Raw genomic sequence first — 16,931 nt, 5'->3', positions numbered from 1 at the left:
ATCAGGCGGCGGCCGAGAGGTGTTCGTGCACGGCGAGCCAGCGGCCGGCGGGATCGCGCGAAAAAACGATCGTCTCGCGCTCGTTGTTCGTCATGGTCTCGCCACCCACCGAAACGTCGGTCTCCACGGCATGGGTGAAGATCGCCACGTCGCCGACGAGCCGGACTTTCCGGTCCGTGGAACGGCAGCCCAGCACGCGAAAGCCGTCGCGCGTCTCCCACAGCGCCCACTCCGCTTCATAGGCGGCGCGGTCGTCGAGCGTGCGGTCGAGATTGTAGAAGAGGAAGGTCGCCTCGGGCGCGAAGGCGGCAAAATAGGCTGCGCGGTCATGCCGGGCGAAGGCGCTCACCAGGGTATCGGCGGCGGTGAGGACGGCGGTTTCCGTATCGGTCATGGCATTCTACCTGCGGCTCAGACGATCTTGATGCTGCTGATGAGGGCGGCGATGGGCTCGTGCTGGGCGTTGACGCGCGCCTTCAGCTCTTCGAGCGGCATGGCATCGACCTTGCAGAACTCGATGAACATCATGTTGAGATTGTTGAAGAAAACTTCGCCCATGGTCTTGGCGTCGACGCCCGCCTGGATCACCCCGCGCGCCTTCAGCGTCTCAACGAGCTGCACGACCTGGGCGCAGAGCTGTCCGTCGAGTTCGGTATAGCGCCGCGACAGCGGCGTCTCCGGCTGCTGGATGGAGATCGCCATGGCGGTGCGCCACATTTCCTTGGAGAGATAATAGAGCGAGTGGTCGTAATATTGGTCGATCAGCGTGCGCAGCGCTTCCGCCACGTTGAGCGGCGGATTGGCGACGATGCGGGCGCCGCCCTCCAGCACCTCCGTCACTTCCATCGCGACGGTGGCGACGAGGATGTCGCCCTTGTTCTGGTAGTAGTTGTAGAGCGTGCCGACGGAGACTTCTGCCATCTCGGCAATGTCCTCGATGCGGGCGCTGTCATACCCCTGCTCGCGGAACAGCGTGGTCGCGGCTTCAAGGATGCGGCGGGTCTTGTCCGCCTTCTGTTTTGCACGCAATCCAGCCATGGAATCCTCCGTTGGAATCTCCTCAAAAATGAGATTGACTTAAAAAATGAATTCGTTCAATCTTTTTCTCAAGGCACCGGAATGAGTGCCATTCGCCTGGGCCAAAAGCCTTCAGCCAGAGGGAAAGATGATGACGAAAACCGTTTCCAGCGGGTTCTCCCGCCGCATGCTTCTTGCCACCGCAGCCGTGTTGGTTCTCGCTCCCGCCGGCGCGCAGGCGCAGGACGAGCTGAACGCGCTCGTCTGGTGCGACCATACCGATCCGGCGCTGGTCGAGCCCTTCGAAAAGGCCAACAACGTCAAGGTCAACCTCAAGGAATATGAGGGCACGGGTGCCGCGATCTCGATCATCGAGCAGTCCCGCCCCGGTGACTGGGACGTGCTGGTGATCGACGCCGTCGACGTGCCGCGTGCCATCGACATGGACATTCTCGGCGAAATGCCGGCCGACAAGCTGCCGCTCGGCGATCTCTTCCCGGAAGTGCGCATGGACGAGACGACGACCAAGGACGGCAAGGTCTACGCCGTTACCGAAAAATTCGGCTACAACACCATTTCCTTCGACAAGACGAAGGTCGATCCGGCCGACATGGACGATCTCTCCGTCATCTGGTCGGACAAGTACAAGGGCCGCATCGCGCTCTATGATTATTACCTGCCAATGGTCGGCCTGACCGGTGTCGGCATCGGCAAGAAAACCGCCGATCTCAAGCAGGAAGACCTGCCGGCGATCAAGGAAAAGCTCTTCGAGATGAAGAAGGTCGCCCGCCAGGTCAGCGACGTCATCGCCTCGCAGACGGCGCTGGCGACCGGTGAGGTGGACATCGTCGTCGGTGGCGGCGAGTGGCTGACGGCTGGTCTTTCCGGTGAAAAGCCGAACCTCGACTGGACGATCCCCAAACAGGGTGCGCTGCGCTGGGCGCAGTCGATCGGCGTCTTCAAGGATTCCGAAAAGCAGGATCTGGCGCTGAAATTCGTGCAATACATCGTCAGCCCCGAGGGCCAGGCACGGCTTGCCACGTCCTCCTGCTACTGGGCGATGCCGGCCAATGCCAAGGCGGGCGAGCACCTCACCGATCCGCAAAAAGCGGCGCTGCGCTGGGACAAGCAACCGGAATACCTGAAGAACTCACAGCTCTATCCGGTCGCGGACGCCGACATGGATGCGGCGATGCAGGATGTCTGGACTGAGATGTTGCAGCAGTAAGGTTTTGGGGGATGCGTGGATCCTCGGGTCAAGCCCGAGGATGACGGCGGGGAGGGTGTGAGCCTTCCCCATCGAACGGCGCGGCATGCTTTGTCGTCGCTTTAGTCGCCAAACCTCTATTCTTCCGTCATCCTCGGGCTTGACCCGAGGATCCAAGCTCCAAGCACTGACGAGGACCAACCCCCATGACCGCCACTGCCTATGAGCGCGCGGAGCGCCGCAAGGCCTGGGCTTTCGCTCTGCCGGCCCTACTCTGGACGGGGTTCTTCTTCCTCTTGCCCTTCGCCTATATGGCGGCGATCAGTTTCAGGACGCGGCAGGGGCGCGAGATCGTCGCGACGTGGACGCTCGACAATTATGTCGCCTTCTTCGAGAAAGCCCATCTCTTCAAGGGCTTGGTGGTCTCGCTGGAGATTACCGCGGCCGTCACCGTCATCTCCATCCTGCTTGCCTATCCGCTCGCCTGGATCATCGCCGAGCGGGTGCCGAAGAAGTGGCAGCGTTTCGCCCTCATCATGGCGATCCTGCCCTTCTGGACGTCCTATGTCGTGCGCTCCTATTCCTGGCTGCTGGTGCTCTCCAAGGGCGGCGTGGTCAACCAGGCGCTGCTCTGGCTCGGCGTCATCGCCGAACCGCTGGAGCTTTCCGCCAACCGCACCGGCACGATCATCGGCTTCGTGCACTTCTTCGTCATGCTCTTGACACTGACGATCTACGCCAACCTTATCCAACTCTCCCCGAACTATCGCCGCGCTGCCGCCGACCTCGGCGCGAATGCCTTCCAGACCTTCTGGCACGTCGTGCTGCCGCTGACGCTGCCCGGCATCATGGTCGGCGCCTTCCTCACCTTCGTGCTGTGCATCGGCGACTACATCACGCCGCAGATCCTCGGCGGCAACAACGAGCTGGTGCTGCCGCAGGTCATCATGCTGCAACTCGGAAGGCGGGCGGATTTCCCGATGGCGGCAGCACTCTCGCTGGTGCTGATGGTCGTCGTCACGCTTGCCTATATCGCCTGCGCCCGCTGGCTGAAGATGGAGCGGACGTAACATGCGCCACCTCACCACGGCCCTTGCCGCGCTCTATGCCGGCCTCATCTACCTCTTCATCTTCCTGCCGGTCGTCGTGCTGGTGCTCTTCTCCTTCCAGGACGGCACGCTGCCGGTGCCGCCGCTGAACGGGCTGACGCTGCGCTGGTACGAGGCGATCTTTTCCGATGGCAAGCTGATGGCGGCGCTCGGCAATTCGCTGATCGTCGCAGTCGTTTCATCGGCCGTCGCCTGCGTGCTCGGCTTCCTCGCCGCCTATGCCTTCGCCCGCTACACGCTGCCCGCCTCCGGCCTCCTGCGCGGCCTCATCGTCGCACCGATGACGGTGAGCACGCTGATCATCGGCCTCGGCCTGCTCTCGGTGCTGAATCTCACCGGCCTCAGGCTCTCGCTTGTCACCGTCGGTATCGGCCATGTGGTGATCAACCTGCCGCTCTGCTTCGCCATCATCTATGCCTCGATGGGCGGGCATCAGGTGAATATCGAGCGGGCGGCGCGCGATCTCGGCGCGAAGGACTGGCAGGTCATGCTGCTCATCACAGCACCCATGCTGCTGCCGTCGATCCTCGCCGCCTTCTTCCTCTCCGTCACCTTCAGCTGGGACGAGTTCATCGTCGCCTTCCTGCTGTCGCGCTTCGACGTGACGCTGCCCGTCGAGATCTGGAGCATGCTGCGCTCCGGCCTCGACCCCCGGACAAACGCCATCGGCAGCGTCGTCTTCCTCGTCTCGGTCGCGTTCCTCGTCGTCATGGAACTCACCGTCTTCAGAAAGAAAGCCTCATGACCGCCGACGTTTCCATTCGCAACGCCACCAAGGTCTTCGGTGCATTCCGGGCGCTCGACGACGTGTCGCTTGACATCGCCGCCGGCGAGTTCATCGTGCTGCTCGGCCCGTCGGGCTGCGGCAAGACGACCCTGCTCTCCATCCTCGGCGGCTTCATCGAGCCGACTTCCGGCACGGTTTCGATCGGCGGGCGCGACATGACCCATGTCTCGCCGGCCAAGCGGCCGACGACGACAATGTTCCAGGACTACGCCCTCTTCCCGCATATGTGCCTGCGCGACAATGTCGGCTTCGGGCTGCGCATGCGCGGCATGGGCAAGGCGGAGCGCTACGAGAAGGCATTCTCCCTGCTCGATCTCGTCGGCCTCAGGGCCTCCTCCGCCAAGAAGCCGCACGAGCTTTCCGGCGGCCAGCGGCAGCGCGTGGCGCTCGCCCGGGCGCTGGCGGTCGATCCGGATGTGCTGCTGTTGGACGAGCCGCTCGGTGCGCTGGACCTGAAACTGCGCCGGCAGATGCAGGATGAATTGAAGGCGATCCAGAAGCGCGTCGGCACCACTTTCGTGCATGTCACGCACGACCAGGAAGAAGCGATGGCGATCGCCGACCGCATCGTGGTCATGAACAAGGGCCGCATCGAGGATGTCGGCACGCCGGCCTCGATCTACATGCGGCCGCGCTCGCTGTTTTCCGCAGGCTTCATGGGAGAGGCGAACTTTTTGCCGGCCAAGGTGCGCGGCACGGCGGCAAACGAGGCGGAAGTGGAAACCGCCCTCGGCCGTGTCGCCCTGCCCGCCTCCGCCTTCTTGTCCGGCCTGCCGACGGCGGGCCGCGATGTCACGCTCTGCATCCGCCCGGAGCATTTTCGCAGCGGCAGCACGGATGTTCCGACCGTCTCGCTCGGCCGCGGCCGCATCACCGGCAACGCCTTCTTCGGCACGCATCACCGCTGCCATGTCGCGGCCGATGGCACGTCGTTGACAGCCCATCTTCCCCAGACCGACAATCCGCAAGTCGGCGCCGAGCTTGACCTTCGGCTAAAGGCGGATAGCATCGTCGTGCTTCAGGACGGAGCGGGAGTCGTAGAGTAAATGCAGCGCATCCGCCCGGAGGATTGGTACAGCGTTCGTCGCCTCGGCGACGATGTCACCTATATTTCCGAGCCTTACATCCAGGAATTCTACCGCTGCAACATCTGGCACATACGCGGGCGCGACCGCGACATGCTGGTGGATAGCGGCATGGGCGTCGTTTCGCTGCGCGAATGGGTGCCCGTCGTCACGGAACGCGACCTCATCGCAGTGGCGAGCCACACCCATTTCGACCATATCGGCTGCCACCACGAGTTCGAGTGCCGCGCTGTGCATTCCGCCGAGGCGGATCTGCTCGCCAATCCGACGCGGGAAAACACGCTCGCCGACCCTTACGTTACCGACGACATCTTCGACGCCCTGCCACCCGAGCCCTATTGCTCGAAATGTTACGCGGTGAAGCGGGCGCCCGCGACGCGCATCCTTGAGGATGGCGACGTCATCGACCTCGGCGACCGGCAGTTCGAGGTCATCCACACGCCGGGACACTCCCCAGGGGGTATTGCGCTCTACGAAAAGGCGACAGAAATTCTCTTCTCGGGCGACATCGTCTACGATGGCCCGCTGATCGAGGACACCTACCATTCCGACTTGGGGGATTACATCGCCTCGATGGAACGGCTCCTGACCCTGCCCGTGCGGCTGGTGCATGGCGGCCATTTTCCAAGTTTCGGCGGGGAACGCTACCGCCAGCTCATCAAGGGCTGGCTTGATGAAAAACAGAAGTGACGGGAGAAAAACATGCTCGACAAGCGCAAATTCTACATCGACGGCCAGTGGGTCGACCCGCTGAAGCCCAACGACCTCCAGGTGATCAACCCGGCAACGGAAAAGCCGATCGCGGTCATCTCCATGGGCACCGCCGCCGATATCGACCGTGCCGTCGCTGCCGCCAAGAAGGCCTTTGCGACCTACAGCCAGACCAGCGTGGAAGAGCGCCTCGCGCTGCTCGAAAAGCTGCTCGACATCTACAAGCGCCGCTATGAGGAGATGGCGCACACCATCACGCTGGAACTCGGCGCGCCGATCACCATGAGCACCGAGCAGCAGGCGGATGTCGGCGTCGGCCACCTGCAGGGCTTCATCGAAGGCCTGAAGCGCCTGAAGGGCCGCGAAGTGCTGCCGAACGGCGACGTCGTGCGCCGTGAGCCGATCGGCGTCGCCGGCCTCATCACGCCGTGGAACTGGCCGATCAACCAGATCGCGCTGAAGGTCGTCCCGGCGCTCGCGACCGGCAGCACCTGCGTGCTGAAGCCGTCCGAATTCACGCCGCTCAACGCGTTGCTCTATGCGGAAATGGTGCATGAGGCCGGCTTCCCGGCGGGCACGTTCAACCTCGTCAATGGCGACGGTCTCGAATGCGGCGCGGCGCTTTCCAAGCACAAGGACGTCGACATGATGTCCTTCACGGGCTCCACCCGCGCCGGCATCGCCGTCAGCAAGGATGCGGCCGAGACGGTCAAGCGCGTCACGCTGGAACTGGGCGGCAAGTCGCCGAACATCGTCTTCGCCGATGCGGACCTCGAAGACCGCGTCGCCGGCAGCGTGCGCGAATGCTTCAACAATTCCGGCCAGTCCTGCGACGCGCCGACCCGCATGCTCGTCGAGCGCTCGGTCTATGACAAAGTGGTCGAGATCGCCCAACGCACCGGCAAGGAAGCCAAGGTCGGCAACCCGGAAGAGGCCGGCGAGCATATCGGTCCGCTCGTCTCGCACATCCAGTTCGGCCGCGTGCAGGCGCTGATCGAGGCGGGTGTTGCCGAAGGCGCGCGCGTGCTGGTCGGCGGCCCCGGCAAGCCGGAAGGCTTCGAGACCGGCTATTTCGTCAAGCCGACGATCTTTGCCGACGTCAACAACGAGATGCGCATCGCGCGCGAAGAAGTGTTCGGCCCGGTGCTGTCGATCATCCCCTTCGACACCGAAGAGGAAGCGATCGCGATCGCCAATGACACGGCCTACGGCCTCGCCGCCTATCTCCAGACCGGCAATCCGGACCGCGCCGAGCGCGTCGCCGCCCGGCTTCGCGCCGGCATGGTACACATCAACGGCGGCCCGCACCGCTACGGCAGCCCCTTCGGCGGCTACAAGCAGTCCGGCAACGGCCGCGAAGGCGGCATCTTCGGCCTTGAGGACTTTTTGGAGGTGAAGACGGTTCACCGGCCGGATGCGGCTTGAGGCAGCCTGGCGACAACCCCTCCTCCGTCATGCTCGGGCTTGACCCGAGCATCCACGCCTCAACCGCGGCATGGGTCCTCGGCTCAAGGCCGAGGATGACGTGGAGGGGGGCAAGGTTTATCGAAAAACACAGGCGGCGCTCGAAAGGGCGCCGCTTTTTCATGGATGCAAAGTTTTCCGCTAAATTAGCGGCGCCCGTCTGGTTCAACCCGGTGCAGTCTGATAGCTCGCTGGCATCCTGATGCCCGGACCGCCGCCTTGTCCCCGATTGCCGTCTCCACCCATCGCCGTCTTGCGCTTGCAGCCCTTCTGATCGGGGGCGCTGCCATCGGCGGCTCGCCGATTTTCGTGCGCCTGTCGGAAGTGGGGCCATTGGCAACGGCGTTCTGGCGTGTCTCGCTGGCGCTCCTGCCGTTCTTCCTGATATCGCGCGTCGCCAGGGAAGCGGATGAAGAGCCGGCCGGACTGCGCGACTATGTCGTGCTTCTGCTGCCCGGCATCTTTCTGGCCATCGATCTCGTCGCCTGGCACCTGTCGCTGCACATGACCTCCGTCGCCAACGCGACGCTGCTGGCCAATCTGGCGCCGGTTTTCGTGACGCTCGGCTCCTGGCTGATCTTCCGCACGCGCATTACGCCCGTCTTCCTGGCGGGGCTTGCGCTGGCGCTGGTCGGCGTCATCGTGCTGAAGGGCGGACCGGCGGCAATCGGCGGCGGGCAGCTTGCGGGCGATGCGACCGCCATCGTCGCCGCCATCTTCTACGCCTGCTACATGCTGGCGCTCGGCCATGTCCGCTCGCGGTTCTCGACCCTGCGCATCATGGTCTGGACGACGTTTTCGGCCGCCGTCTGCATGTTGCCGATCGCCTTCTTCTTCGAGGGCAGCATGTTGCCCATCACCCTCTTCGGCTGGGCGATGGTGGTCGGCCTCGCCTTTATCAGCCATGTCGGCGGGCAGGGTCTCGTCACCTATGCGCTCGCCTATCTGCCGACGGCCTTTTCGTCGCTGACACTGCTCCTGCAGCCCGTGGTCGCCGCCATCCTTGCGTGGATCCTGCTTGCCGAACCCGTCGGCATCATGCAGGCGGTGGGCGGCGTCATCGTGCTAGCCGGGATTCTGGTCGCCCGGCGGGGTTGAAGTCTGGCCTTCCGACTGTTTTGCCTGCATGACCGCCCTTATGCCGGAGAACAGGATCAGGCCGTTGATGGCGATCCCGAACAGGAAGCGGCCGGGGGCGAGGCCGAAGCTCAACGGCGCGTCGGGATTGTAACCGAGGCTCGCAAGGCCGCCCATATCGTTCATCAGCAGGCCGGAGGCCAGCCACCAGGCGCCGGCGACGATCATCACCCAGCCCCATACCTTGCCGTTCTTCATGCTGCACCTCCGTTGACGTGGCCATGCTCCTGCGAAAAAGACGGCTGGATGCCGCGCAATATTCCGCCGGGCTGATCAGTGGTTGTGCCGCGGCGGCGTTTTGGCGATTTCGCGGAAATCGGCGGCCCCCTCGATGACCGCGCCGTCCGAAAGCTGGGTCACCGTCTTGCGGTAGAGCCGCTGCCACGGCGTTGCATCGGCCGGCACCGGCGGAATTCCGTCGGCCTTGCGGCGCTCGATTTCCGCCGCCTCCACCAGCATGTCGCACCGCCCGTTTTCGAGGTCGATGCGGATCATGTCGCCGGTGCGCAGCCACGCAAGCCCGCCGCCGGCCGCGCTTTCCGGCGAGGCGTTGAGGATCGACGGGCTGTCGGCGGTGCCGGACTGCCGGCCGTCGCCGATCGTCGGCAGGCTGGTGATGCCGCGTTTCAGCAGATGATCCGGCGGCTGCATGTTGACGACCTCCGCCGAGCCCGGCCAGCCGAGCGGCCCGGCACCACGGATGACGAGGATGGTGCGCTCATCGATGCCAAGCGCCGGATCGTTGATGCGCTTGTGGTAATCCTCCGAGCCATCGAAGACGACGGCCTTGCCCTCGAACGTGCCTTCCCGGCCCAGCTCGCTCAGATAACGCGCGCGAAACTCCGGCGAGATCACCGAGGTCTTCATGATGGCGAAATCGAACAGGTTGCCCTTGAGAACGAGGAAACCTGCCCGTTCTTTCAGCGGCTCGCCATAGGGCCGGATGACCTCTCGGTCGGTCGCCGTGCGACCTTCCAGATTCTCCGCAACAGTGCGCCCGGTGACGGTGGGACAGCCTCCATCGAGCTTTCCGGCATCGAGCAGTTCGTTCATGATCGCCGGCACGCCGCCTGCCCGGTGGAAGCGCTCACCAAGGAAACGCCCGGCCGGCTGCACGTCGGCGAGCAGCGGGATGTCGTAGCCGTGCACCTGCCAGTCCTCCGGCTTCAGCTCGACGCCTGCATGTTTCGCCATCGCCATCAGATGCGGCTGCGCATTGGTCGAGCCGCCGATCGCCGAGTTGACGCGGATCGCGTTGAGGAAGGCTTCGCGCGAGAGGATGTGCGAGGGGCGGATGTCCTCCAGCACGAGCTCCACCGCACGACGGCCGGTGCGATAGGCCATCTGGCCACGCTCGCGATAGGCGGCGGGGATGGCGGCGCAGCCCGTCAGGGACATGCCTAGGGCTTCGGCCAGCGCGTTCATCGTCGAGGCGGTGCCCATCGTGTTGCAATGGCCGATGGAGGGCGCAGAATCCATCGCGGCCTGCAAAAACTCCTCCTCGTCCATCGTGCCGGCTGCAAGCTTGCGGCGCGAGCGCCAGATGACGGTGCCGGAGCCGGCGAGGTCGCCCTCGTGCCAGCCGTCGAGCATCGGCCCGCCGGAGAGCACGATCGCCGGAATATCGACTGTCGAGGCGGCCATCAGCGCAGACGGCGTGGTCTTGTCGCAGCCGGTGGTCAGCACGACGCCGTCGAGCGGATAGCCGTAGAGAATCTCGACGAGGCCGAGATAGGCGAGGTTGCGGTCGAGCGCCGCGGTCGGCCGCTTGCAGTTCTCGAAGATCGGATGCGTCGGGAATTCGATGGGAATACCGCCCGCATCGCGGATGCCGTCGCGCACCCGCTTGGCGAGGTCGACGTGGTGGCGGTTGCACGGCGTCAGGTCGCTGCCGCTCTGCGCGATGCCGATCACCGGCTTGCCGGAGCGCAGTTCCTCCGGCGTGATGCCGTAGTTCATGAAGCGTTCGAGGTAGATCGCGGCCATGTCGATATGGTCGCGGTTGTCGAACCAGTCCTGCGATCGCAGCCGGCGCTTGCCTGTCTTTTCGTCCGTCATGAAATGACCCTTGTAAACAATATCCACCCGCACTGTTCCATCCCTCTCGTTCGGGATCAACAGATGCTTGATGCAGCTATCAAAATTGCTGACTGGATCGGCCCCGTGGAATGTGTCACAGCCCTCCCATCCCGAGATCCGAGTTTCCGCCATGACCGATATCACCGCTTCCTCGCCCGCCTCCGGCACCGCCCGCCTTGGCGTGATGCTGATGCTGCTCGGCATGGCCATGTTTTCGCTGAACGACGTGCTCGGCAAGTGGCTGGTGGCCACCTACTCCGTTAGCCAGCTCATGCTGATCCGCAGTGCCGCCGCGATGCTGGTGCTGACGCCCTTCCTGTGGCGCACGGGATGGCGGCAGCTTATCGATGTCGATCGCCCGAAACTGCATTTCCTGCGCTCTGCGCTCTATGCGTTCGAGGCATCCGCCTTCTACTTCGCCGTCGCTTATATGCCGCTCGCCGATGCCATGACCTACTGGCTCGCCGCGCCGATCTACGTGGCGGCGCTGTCGCCTCTGCTGCTGCGCGAAAAGGTCGGCTGGCGGCGCTGGACGGCGATCATCATCGGCTTTATCGGCGTGGTCATTGCGCTGGAGCCGTCGAAGGACACGTTTACGCTGCCCGCCCTGATCGCGCTTGCCGGCAGCCTTGCCTTCAGCGTCGCCATGGTGCTCGGCCGGTCGTTGCGCGCCGCGCCCGATACGACGTTGGTCTTCTGGCAGATGGGGGCGGCGGTGATCTTCGCGGGTGTCTGGTGTCTCGCCGATCCGTCCGGCTGGGCGCCGGTCAGCGGCACTGGTCTCGGTCTGCTGAGCCTGCTCGGCATCGTCGCGATGAGCGCACATATGCTGGTCAACCGCTCGCTGAAGCTGGCGGATGCCGCGACCGTCGTGCCGCTGCAATATACGCTGCTGCTCTGGGCCGTCATTTTCGGGTGGATTTTCTTCGGTGATCTGCCCCGCCCCGCCATGCTGATCGGCGCCGGCTTCATCGTCGCTTCCGGCCTCTTCATCTTCTTCCGCGAGCAGCAGCTGAAACGCCGCGCCCGCGGCTGAGACCGTCAAAGCGGCAGTTCGGTCGTGTATTTCACGCTCTTCAGCGCGAAATGCGAGGACGAGTTCGCGACCGCCTCGTGGGTCAGGATCGCCTGCATGAGAAGCTGCTCGTAATCCCGGACGTCCTTCACGACGACGCGGATCAGGTAATCCCATTCGCCGGACATGGAATAACATTCCAGCACCTCCTCGTGCGTCTGCACGAAGCGCTCGAAATCCCGACGCGCGATGGGGTCGTGCGATTTCATGCGCACCTGGCAGAAGACGTTGAGGCCGCGGCCGATGCGGTCCGGATCGAGCAGGCGGACGGTCGGGCCGAGAACGCCCGCCTCCTCCAGCGCCTTGATTCGCCGCCAGCAGGAGGCGCTGGAGGCACCGACCTCCTCGGCAAGCGCCGCATGGCTGATATCGCCGCGCCGCTGCAGCACCTTCAGGATTCTCCTGTCGATGGCGTCAAGCTGAATGGAATTCATCGGAAAATCCAGAAATGAGATACGGACGTTTCATTTGTATCGCAAATCCCGTGCTGTTTGAAACGCTTTTTCGCCTGCCGCGTCCTACACTTTCCATCCATGCACATGCGGGAGGAAACCATGGCACAGGCCGCGCTCAAGCCCATCGCCCGAAACGCGCCGGATGAAACCGTCGACTGGAAACGCATCACCTATCTGATGCACCTGTCGCGCGCGCTCGACGAGATGGAGGAAACCCGCCTCGTGCCGGAGAAGAAGGTGCTCTACCAGTTCTCCGCCCGCGGCCACGACATGGCGCAGATCCTGCTCGGTAGCCACCTCACCGACCGGCACGATGCGACCTGCGGCTACTATCGCTCGCGCCCGCTTCTGCTTTCGCTCGGCGTCGATCCCGCCGATGCGCTGGGTTCCGCGATGGGCCGTGCCGGCGGCTATTCCGACGGGCGCGACATCGGCGTCGTCTTCAACTATCCGAACCTCGATGGCGCGTCGGCGCTTCCCATGTGCGGCGGCGTCGGCGCGCAATATACGCCGACGGCCGGCTGGGCGCAGGCGGTCAAATATTATGCCGACGTGCTGGGCAAGGCGGAGTATCGCGAGAGCATCGCCGTGGTGCTCGGCGGCGATGGCTCGGTCGCCTCGAACGGTTTCTGGTCGGCGCTGACGATCGCCACCACCCAGACCCTGCCGATGCTCTTCTACATCGAGGACAACGGCTACGGCATTTCGGTCCCCTCGACCATCCAGACGCCGGGCGGCAACATCGCCGCCAACCTTTCCGGCTGGAAGAACCTGACGATCTTCGAAGGTGACGGCACCGATCCCGCGGCTGCCGCGCGCCTCACCGGCGATGCGGTGGAGCATGTGCGCCGCAGCCGCGGCCCTGTCCTGCTGCGCCTCACCGTGCCGCGCCTGCAAGGCCATAGTTTCCAGGATACCCAGGCCTACAAGAACGAGGAGACGGTGCGCAGCGAATGGGCGCGCGATCCGCTGCCGCGCCTGAAGGACTATATCGTGCCCGCTGTGTTGAGCGAGGCGGAGTGGAATGCCGCGGATGACGACGCACGGCAGGCGGCGGAGACGGCGCGCATCGCCGCCGAGGCCCGCCCGACGGCGGTGCCCGAGACGGTGACCCGGCACGTCTTCTTCGATGGCGAGGTGCAGGTGATGGGCGGGCAAATCCGCCACGGCTATAGGGCGCCGGAGACGGTCGCCACGGTGCTGGCGGACGGCCAGCGCATCAACATGGTCACCGCTATCCGCCGCACGCTGGATCATGAACTGTCGATCAACGAGCGCGTCGTGCTGTTCGGCGAGGATATCGGCCCGAAGGGCGGCGTGCATGCGGTGACGCTGGGGCTTCAGGAGAAGTTCGGCAGCGAGCGGGTGTTCGATACCTCGCTTTCGGAAGAAGGCATCGTCGGTCGGGCCGTGGGCATGGCGCTTGCCGGCCTGATGCCCGTGCCGGAAATCCAGTTCCGCAAATATGCCGAGCCCGCCACCGAGCAGATCAACGACTGCGGCACGATCCGCTGGCGCACCAACAACCGGTTTGCGGCCCCGATGGTGCTGCGCATGCCGGGCGGTTATTTCAAATGCGGCGACCCCTGGCACAGCCAGACGAACGAGGTCGCCTTCGTGCACCAGCCTGGCTGGAAGGTCGCGGTGCCGTCCAATGCGGCGGATGCCGTCGGCCTGTTGCGCACCAGCCTGCGCGGCAACGATCCGGTGATCTTCTTCGAACACCGCGCCATGCTGGACCACGCCTGGGCACGCCGGCCCTATCCCGGCGACGACTTTTCGCTCCCCTTCGGCAAGGCCAGCTTCACGCGCCGGGGCGACAGGATCACGCTCGTCACCTGGGGTGCGATGGTGCATCGCTGCGAGGAGGCCGCGGACGGCATTTCGGCCGATGTCATCGACCTGCGCACGCTGATGCCCTGGGACAGAGAGGCGGTGCTCTCCTCCGTGCGCCGCACCCGGCGTTGCCTCATCGTTCATGAAGACCTCGGCACCGCCGGCTTTGGCGCGGAAATCTCGGCCGTGGTGGCCGACGAGGCCTTCATGGACCTCGACGCGCCGGTCTCGCGGCTCACCATGCCGGACATACCGAGCCCGCACAATCCCGTGCTGCTCGACTGGGCGGTGCCGTCGGTCGGGAAAATCCGCGCCAAGATTGACGCGCTGCTGGAGTTCTGAGTATGGCCGATCTGATTGATGTTCTTGCCCCTGAGGAACAGGAAGGCACCAAGGCGGTCGTGCGCAACTGGCTCAAGGCCGTGGGCGAGACGGTGGCGCTTGACGATCCGCTCGTCGAGCTCGAAACCGATAAGGTGACCCAAGAAATTCCCGCGCCCATCACCGGCATCCTGCACGAAATCCTCATGCAGACCGGCGAAAAGACGGAGCCCGGTGCGGTGCTCGGCCGGATCAAGTTTACGGGCTCCACGGAGGCGCGCGTGGCGGCCGCACCAGCCGCCGCGAAGGAGGCTGCGCCGGCAGTGTCGGAAGCGGTGCACCATTCTCCGGCGGTGCGGCGCGCGGCCGAGGAATACGGCATCGACCCGGCAACGGTAACCGGCTCCGGCAAGGGCGGGCGCGTGACGCGCGCCGACATGGACGCCGCGCATGAGGCGGCCAGAGTAGCGCCTGCGCCGCAACCCGCCAGAACGCCGCCGCCGAAGTCGGAAAAGCCGAGCGGCGACCTGCGCTCCCGCTCGATCAAACACTCGCCCATGCGGCTCGCCATCGCCGAGCATATGCAGATGTCCGTCTCCACGGCACCGCATGTCACCGCGGTGTTCGAGGCCGATTTCAGCGCCGTGATGCGCCATCGCGAGAAGAACAAGGCCTCGTTTGCCGCTTCCGGCGTCTCGCTCTCCTACACGGCCTATATCGTCGCTGCTTGCGTTGCCGCGATGAAGGCCGTGCCGGCGGTCAACAGCCGCTGGTTCGACGATCGCCTGGAGGTCTTCGAGGATGTGAACATCGGCATCGGCACCGCGCTTGGCGACGACGGCCTCGTCGTGCCCGTCATCCGCGAGGCGCAAAACCTCTCGCTCTCCGGCATCGCCGCGCACTTGCAGGATCTCACGACCCGCGCGCGGGCGAAAGCCCTGACGCCGGCCGATATGCGCGGCGGCACCTTCACCATTTCCAACCATGGCGTTTCCGGTTCGCTGGTCGCCACGCCCATCATCATCAACCAGCCGCAATCGGCGATCCTCGGCGTCGGCAAGCTGGAAAAGCGGGTTGTGGTACGGGAGGTCGATGGCGTGGACACGATCCAGATCCGCCCCATGGCCTATGTCTCGCTCACCATCGACCACCGTTCGCTCGACGGCCACCAGACCAACACCTGGCTGACCCGCTTCGTCGAAACGCTTGAAAGCTGGCCGCAATGACCGCTTCCCATGACTATGATCTCCTGGTGATCGGCGGCGGTCCCGGCGGCTATGCCTGCGCCATCCGCGCCGCCCAGCTCGGCCTGAAGACGGCCTGCGTCGATGAGCGACAGACGCTCGGCGGCACCTGCCTCAATGTCGGCTGCATCCCCTCGAAAACCTTGCTGCACGCAACGCACCTGCTCGAAGCCGCCCGTGACGGCCACATGGGTGACTTCGGCATCGAGACTGGCCCGGTCTCTGTCGATCTCGCCAAACTGATGGCGCGCAAGGACGCAACCGTCGCCTCGCTGACCAAGGGCATCGACTTCCTGTTCCGCAAGAACGGCGTGACCCGCCTCGCCGGCCGGGCGCGCTTTGCCGGACCGGGCCGCGTGGAGATCGCCGGGAAGACGGTCGGCGCGAAATCCATCGTGATCGCCACCGGCTCGCAGCCTGCAACACTTGCCGGCGTGACGGTCGACAACGCCGCCGGCATCGTCGTCGATTCGACCGGCGCGCTGTCCCTCTCCCGCGTGCCGGAGCGGCTCGTCGTCATCGGCGGCGGCGTCATCGGCCTCGAACTCGGCTCCGTCTGGCGCCGCCTCGGCGCCAGGGTGACGGTCGTCGAATATGCCGAGCGCATCCTTCCCGGCATGGATGAGGATATCCGCACGGCGATGACGAAGCTCCTCACCCGCCAGGGCATGACGATCCTCGCCTCGACCGCCGTCACCGGCGTCGAGACCGGAAGCGGCGGCGCGACCCTCACCCTCCGCGCCGCCGATGGCGGCACGTCGGAGCTGACGGCGGATGTCGTGCTCCTCGCCACCGGCCGCAAGCCGAATACTAGCGATCTCGGTCTGGAAACGGTCGGCATCACCCCCGATGACGGCGGCTTCGTGCCGGTCGATCATCGCGGCTGGACGGGCGTCGAGGGCATCCACGCAATCGGCGACGTGACGCGTGGCCCCATGTTGGCGCACCGTGCGGAGGACGAGGGCATTGCGGTTGCCGAACGGCTCGCCGGCAAGCCCGGCATCGTCAACCACGCCATCATCCCGGCCGTGGTCTATACCGATCCGGAAGTTGCCGCCGTCGGCAAGACCGAACAGGCGCTGAAGGCCGAGGGCATCGCCTACCGCGCCTCGACCTTCCCGATGCTCGCCAACAGCCGCGCCAAGGCAAACGGCAATACCGAGGGTTTCGTGAAGCTGCTGGCCGAGGAGAAGACCGGCATCCTGGTCGGCGCCCATCTCATCGGCGCGGTGGCCGGCACGATGATCGTGCAGATCGCGCAGGCGATGGAGTTCGGCGCTACGGCAGAGGACATTGCCTATACCTGCCACGCGCACCCGACGCACAGCGAGGCCATCAAGGAAGCCGCCCTCGCCTTTACCGGTGCCGCCATCCACATCTGAAATCGGGTGGCCTTCCATCGGA

General features: G+C 64.9%; 16 protein-coding genes. 11 read left to right on the top strand and 5 right to left on the bottom strand.

What is annotated here, in order from left to right:
• Position 1: 1 nt before the first annotated feature.
• Positions 2–394 (bottom strand): YybH family protein, encoded by a 393-nt coding sequence (locus J2Y63_RS09620; protein ID WP_435265891.1) that lies wholly within the window; start codon positions 392–394, stop codon positions 2–4.
• A 17-nt stretch (positions 395–411) separates the two neighbouring features.
• Positions 412–1,038, bottom strand: a complete 627-nt coding sequence (locus J2Y63_RS09615) for a TetR/AcrR family transcriptional regulator (protein WP_435265890.1) — start codon at positions 1,036–1,038, stop codon at positions 412–414.
• A gap of 130 nt (positions 1,039–1,168) precedes the next feature.
• Between J2Y63_RS09615 and J2Y63_RS09610 the strand changes: the two genes are divergently transcribed.
• From J2Y63_RS09610 to J2Y63_RS09580, 7 genes are all read left to right on the top strand, one after another.
• The gene (locus tag J2Y63_RS09610) at positions 1,169–2,245 is read left to right on the top strand and encodes an ABC transporter substrate-binding protein (RefSeq protein ID WP_435266076.1); all 1,077 of its coding nucleotides are present in this window, start codon (positions 1,169–1,171) and stop codon (positions 2,243–2,245) included.
• A 185-nt stretch (positions 2,246–2,430) separates the two neighbouring features.
• Positions 2,431–3,294: an ABC transporter permease gene (locus J2Y63_RS09605; RefSeq protein ID WP_435265889.1), complete on the top strand. Its 864-nt coding sequence runs from the start codon at positions 2,431–2,433 to the stop codon at positions 3,292–3,294.
• Position 3,295: 1 nt separating this feature from the next.
• Positions 3,296–4,078: an ABC transporter permease gene (locus tag J2Y63_RS09600; RefSeq protein WP_435265888.1), complete on the top strand. Its 783-nt coding sequence runs from the start codon at positions 3,296–3,298 to the stop codon at positions 4,076–4,078.
• Positions 4,075–5,166, top strand: a complete 1,092-nt coding sequence (locus tag J2Y63_RS09595; RefSeq protein ID WP_435265887.1) for an ABC transporter ATP-binding protein — start codon at positions 4,075–4,077, stop codon at positions 5,164–5,166. The genes J2Y63_RS09600 and J2Y63_RS09595 overlap by 4 nt, the downstream gene beginning before the upstream one ends.
• Complete coding sequence (locus tag J2Y63_RS09590; RefSeq protein WP_435265886.1) at positions 5,167–5,895, top strand: MBL fold metallo-hydrolase; 729 nt, start codon at positions 5,167–5,169, stop codon at positions 5,893–5,895.
• Between the two features lie 12 nt (positions 5,896–5,907).
• The gene (locus J2Y63_RS09585) at positions 5,908–7,341 is read left to right on the top strand and encodes an aldehyde dehydrogenase family protein (protein WP_435265885.1); all 1,434 of its coding nucleotides are present in this window, start codon (positions 5,908–5,910) and stop codon (positions 7,339–7,341) included.
• A gap of 258 nt (positions 7,342–7,599) precedes the next feature.
• Positions 7,600–8,478 (top strand): DMT family transporter, encoded by an 879-nt coding sequence (locus J2Y63_RS09580; RefSeq protein WP_435265884.1) that lies wholly within the window; start codon positions 7,600–7,602, stop codon positions 8,476–8,478.
• Here the strand turns inward: J2Y63_RS09580 and J2Y63_RS09575 are convergent.
• Positions 8,446–8,715 (bottom strand): hypothetical protein, encoded by a 270-nt coding sequence (locus tag J2Y63_RS09575; RefSeq protein WP_435265883.1) that lies wholly within the window; start codon positions 8,713–8,715, stop codon positions 8,446–8,448. The two genes, J2Y63_RS09580 and J2Y63_RS09575, sit on opposite strands and share 33 nt — an antisense overlap.
• Positions 8,716–8,790: 75 nt before the next feature.
• Positions 8,791–10,575 carry an IlvD/Edd family dehydratase gene (locus J2Y63_RS09570; protein WP_435265882.1) on the bottom strand — a complete coding sequence of 595 codons (1,785 nt, stop codon included), beginning with the start codon at positions 10,573–10,575 and terminating at the stop codon, positions 8,791–8,793.
• A gap of 151 nt (positions 10,576–10,726) precedes the next feature.
• Between J2Y63_RS09570 and J2Y63_RS09565 the strand changes: the two genes are divergently transcribed.
• Entirely contained in the window at positions 10,727–11,632 is a 906-nt protein-coding gene (locus J2Y63_RS09565) for a DMT family transporter (RefSeq protein WP_435265881.1), read from the top strand.
• 5 nt (positions 11,633–11,637) lie between these two features.
• Here J2Y63_RS09565 and J2Y63_RS09560 read toward each other — a convergent pair whose 3' ends face one another.
• Positions 11,638–12,105 (bottom strand): Lrp/AsnC family transcriptional regulator, encoded by a 468-nt coding sequence (locus J2Y63_RS09560; RefSeq protein ID WP_256116258.1) that lies wholly within the window; start codon positions 12,103–12,105, stop codon positions 11,638–11,640.
• A gap of 120 nt (positions 12,106–12,225) precedes the next feature.
• Here J2Y63_RS09560 and J2Y63_RS09555 point away from each other — a divergent pair, with 120 nt between their 5' ends.
• From J2Y63_RS09555 to lpdA, 3 genes are read left to right on the top strand one after another with little or no spacing between them, the layout of a single operon-like run.
• On the top strand, positions 12,226–14,304 hold the full coding sequence (locus J2Y63_RS09555) for an alpha-ketoacid dehydrogenase subunit alpha/beta (RefSeq protein WP_435265880.1): 2,079 nt from the start codon (positions 12,226–12,228) through the stop codon (positions 14,302–14,304).
• Between the two features lie 2 nt (positions 14,305–14,306).
• Positions 14,307–15,509: a dihydrolipoamide acetyltransferase family protein gene (locus J2Y63_RS09550; RefSeq protein ID WP_435265879.1), complete on the top strand. Its 1,203-nt coding sequence runs from the start codon at positions 14,307–14,309 to the stop codon at positions 15,507–15,509.
• Entirely contained in the window at positions 15,506–16,909 is a 1,404-nt protein-coding gene (gene lpdA, locus J2Y63_RS09545; RefSeq protein WP_435265878.1) for a dihydrolipoyl dehydrogenase, read from the top strand. The genes J2Y63_RS09550 and lpdA overlap by 4 nt, the downstream gene beginning before the upstream one ends.
• Positions 16,910–16,931: the final 22 nt, after the last annotated feature.

Origin of the sequence: Shinella sp. BE166 (assembly GCF_051201095.1) — a bacterium.
GTDB classification, from domain to species: Bacteria; Pseudomonadota; Alphaproteobacteria; order Rhizobiales; family Rhizobiaceae; genus Shinella; species Shinella lacus.
Note: the sequence above shows the minus strand (reverse complement) of the source record. Positions and strands in the feature narration are given on the sequence as shown.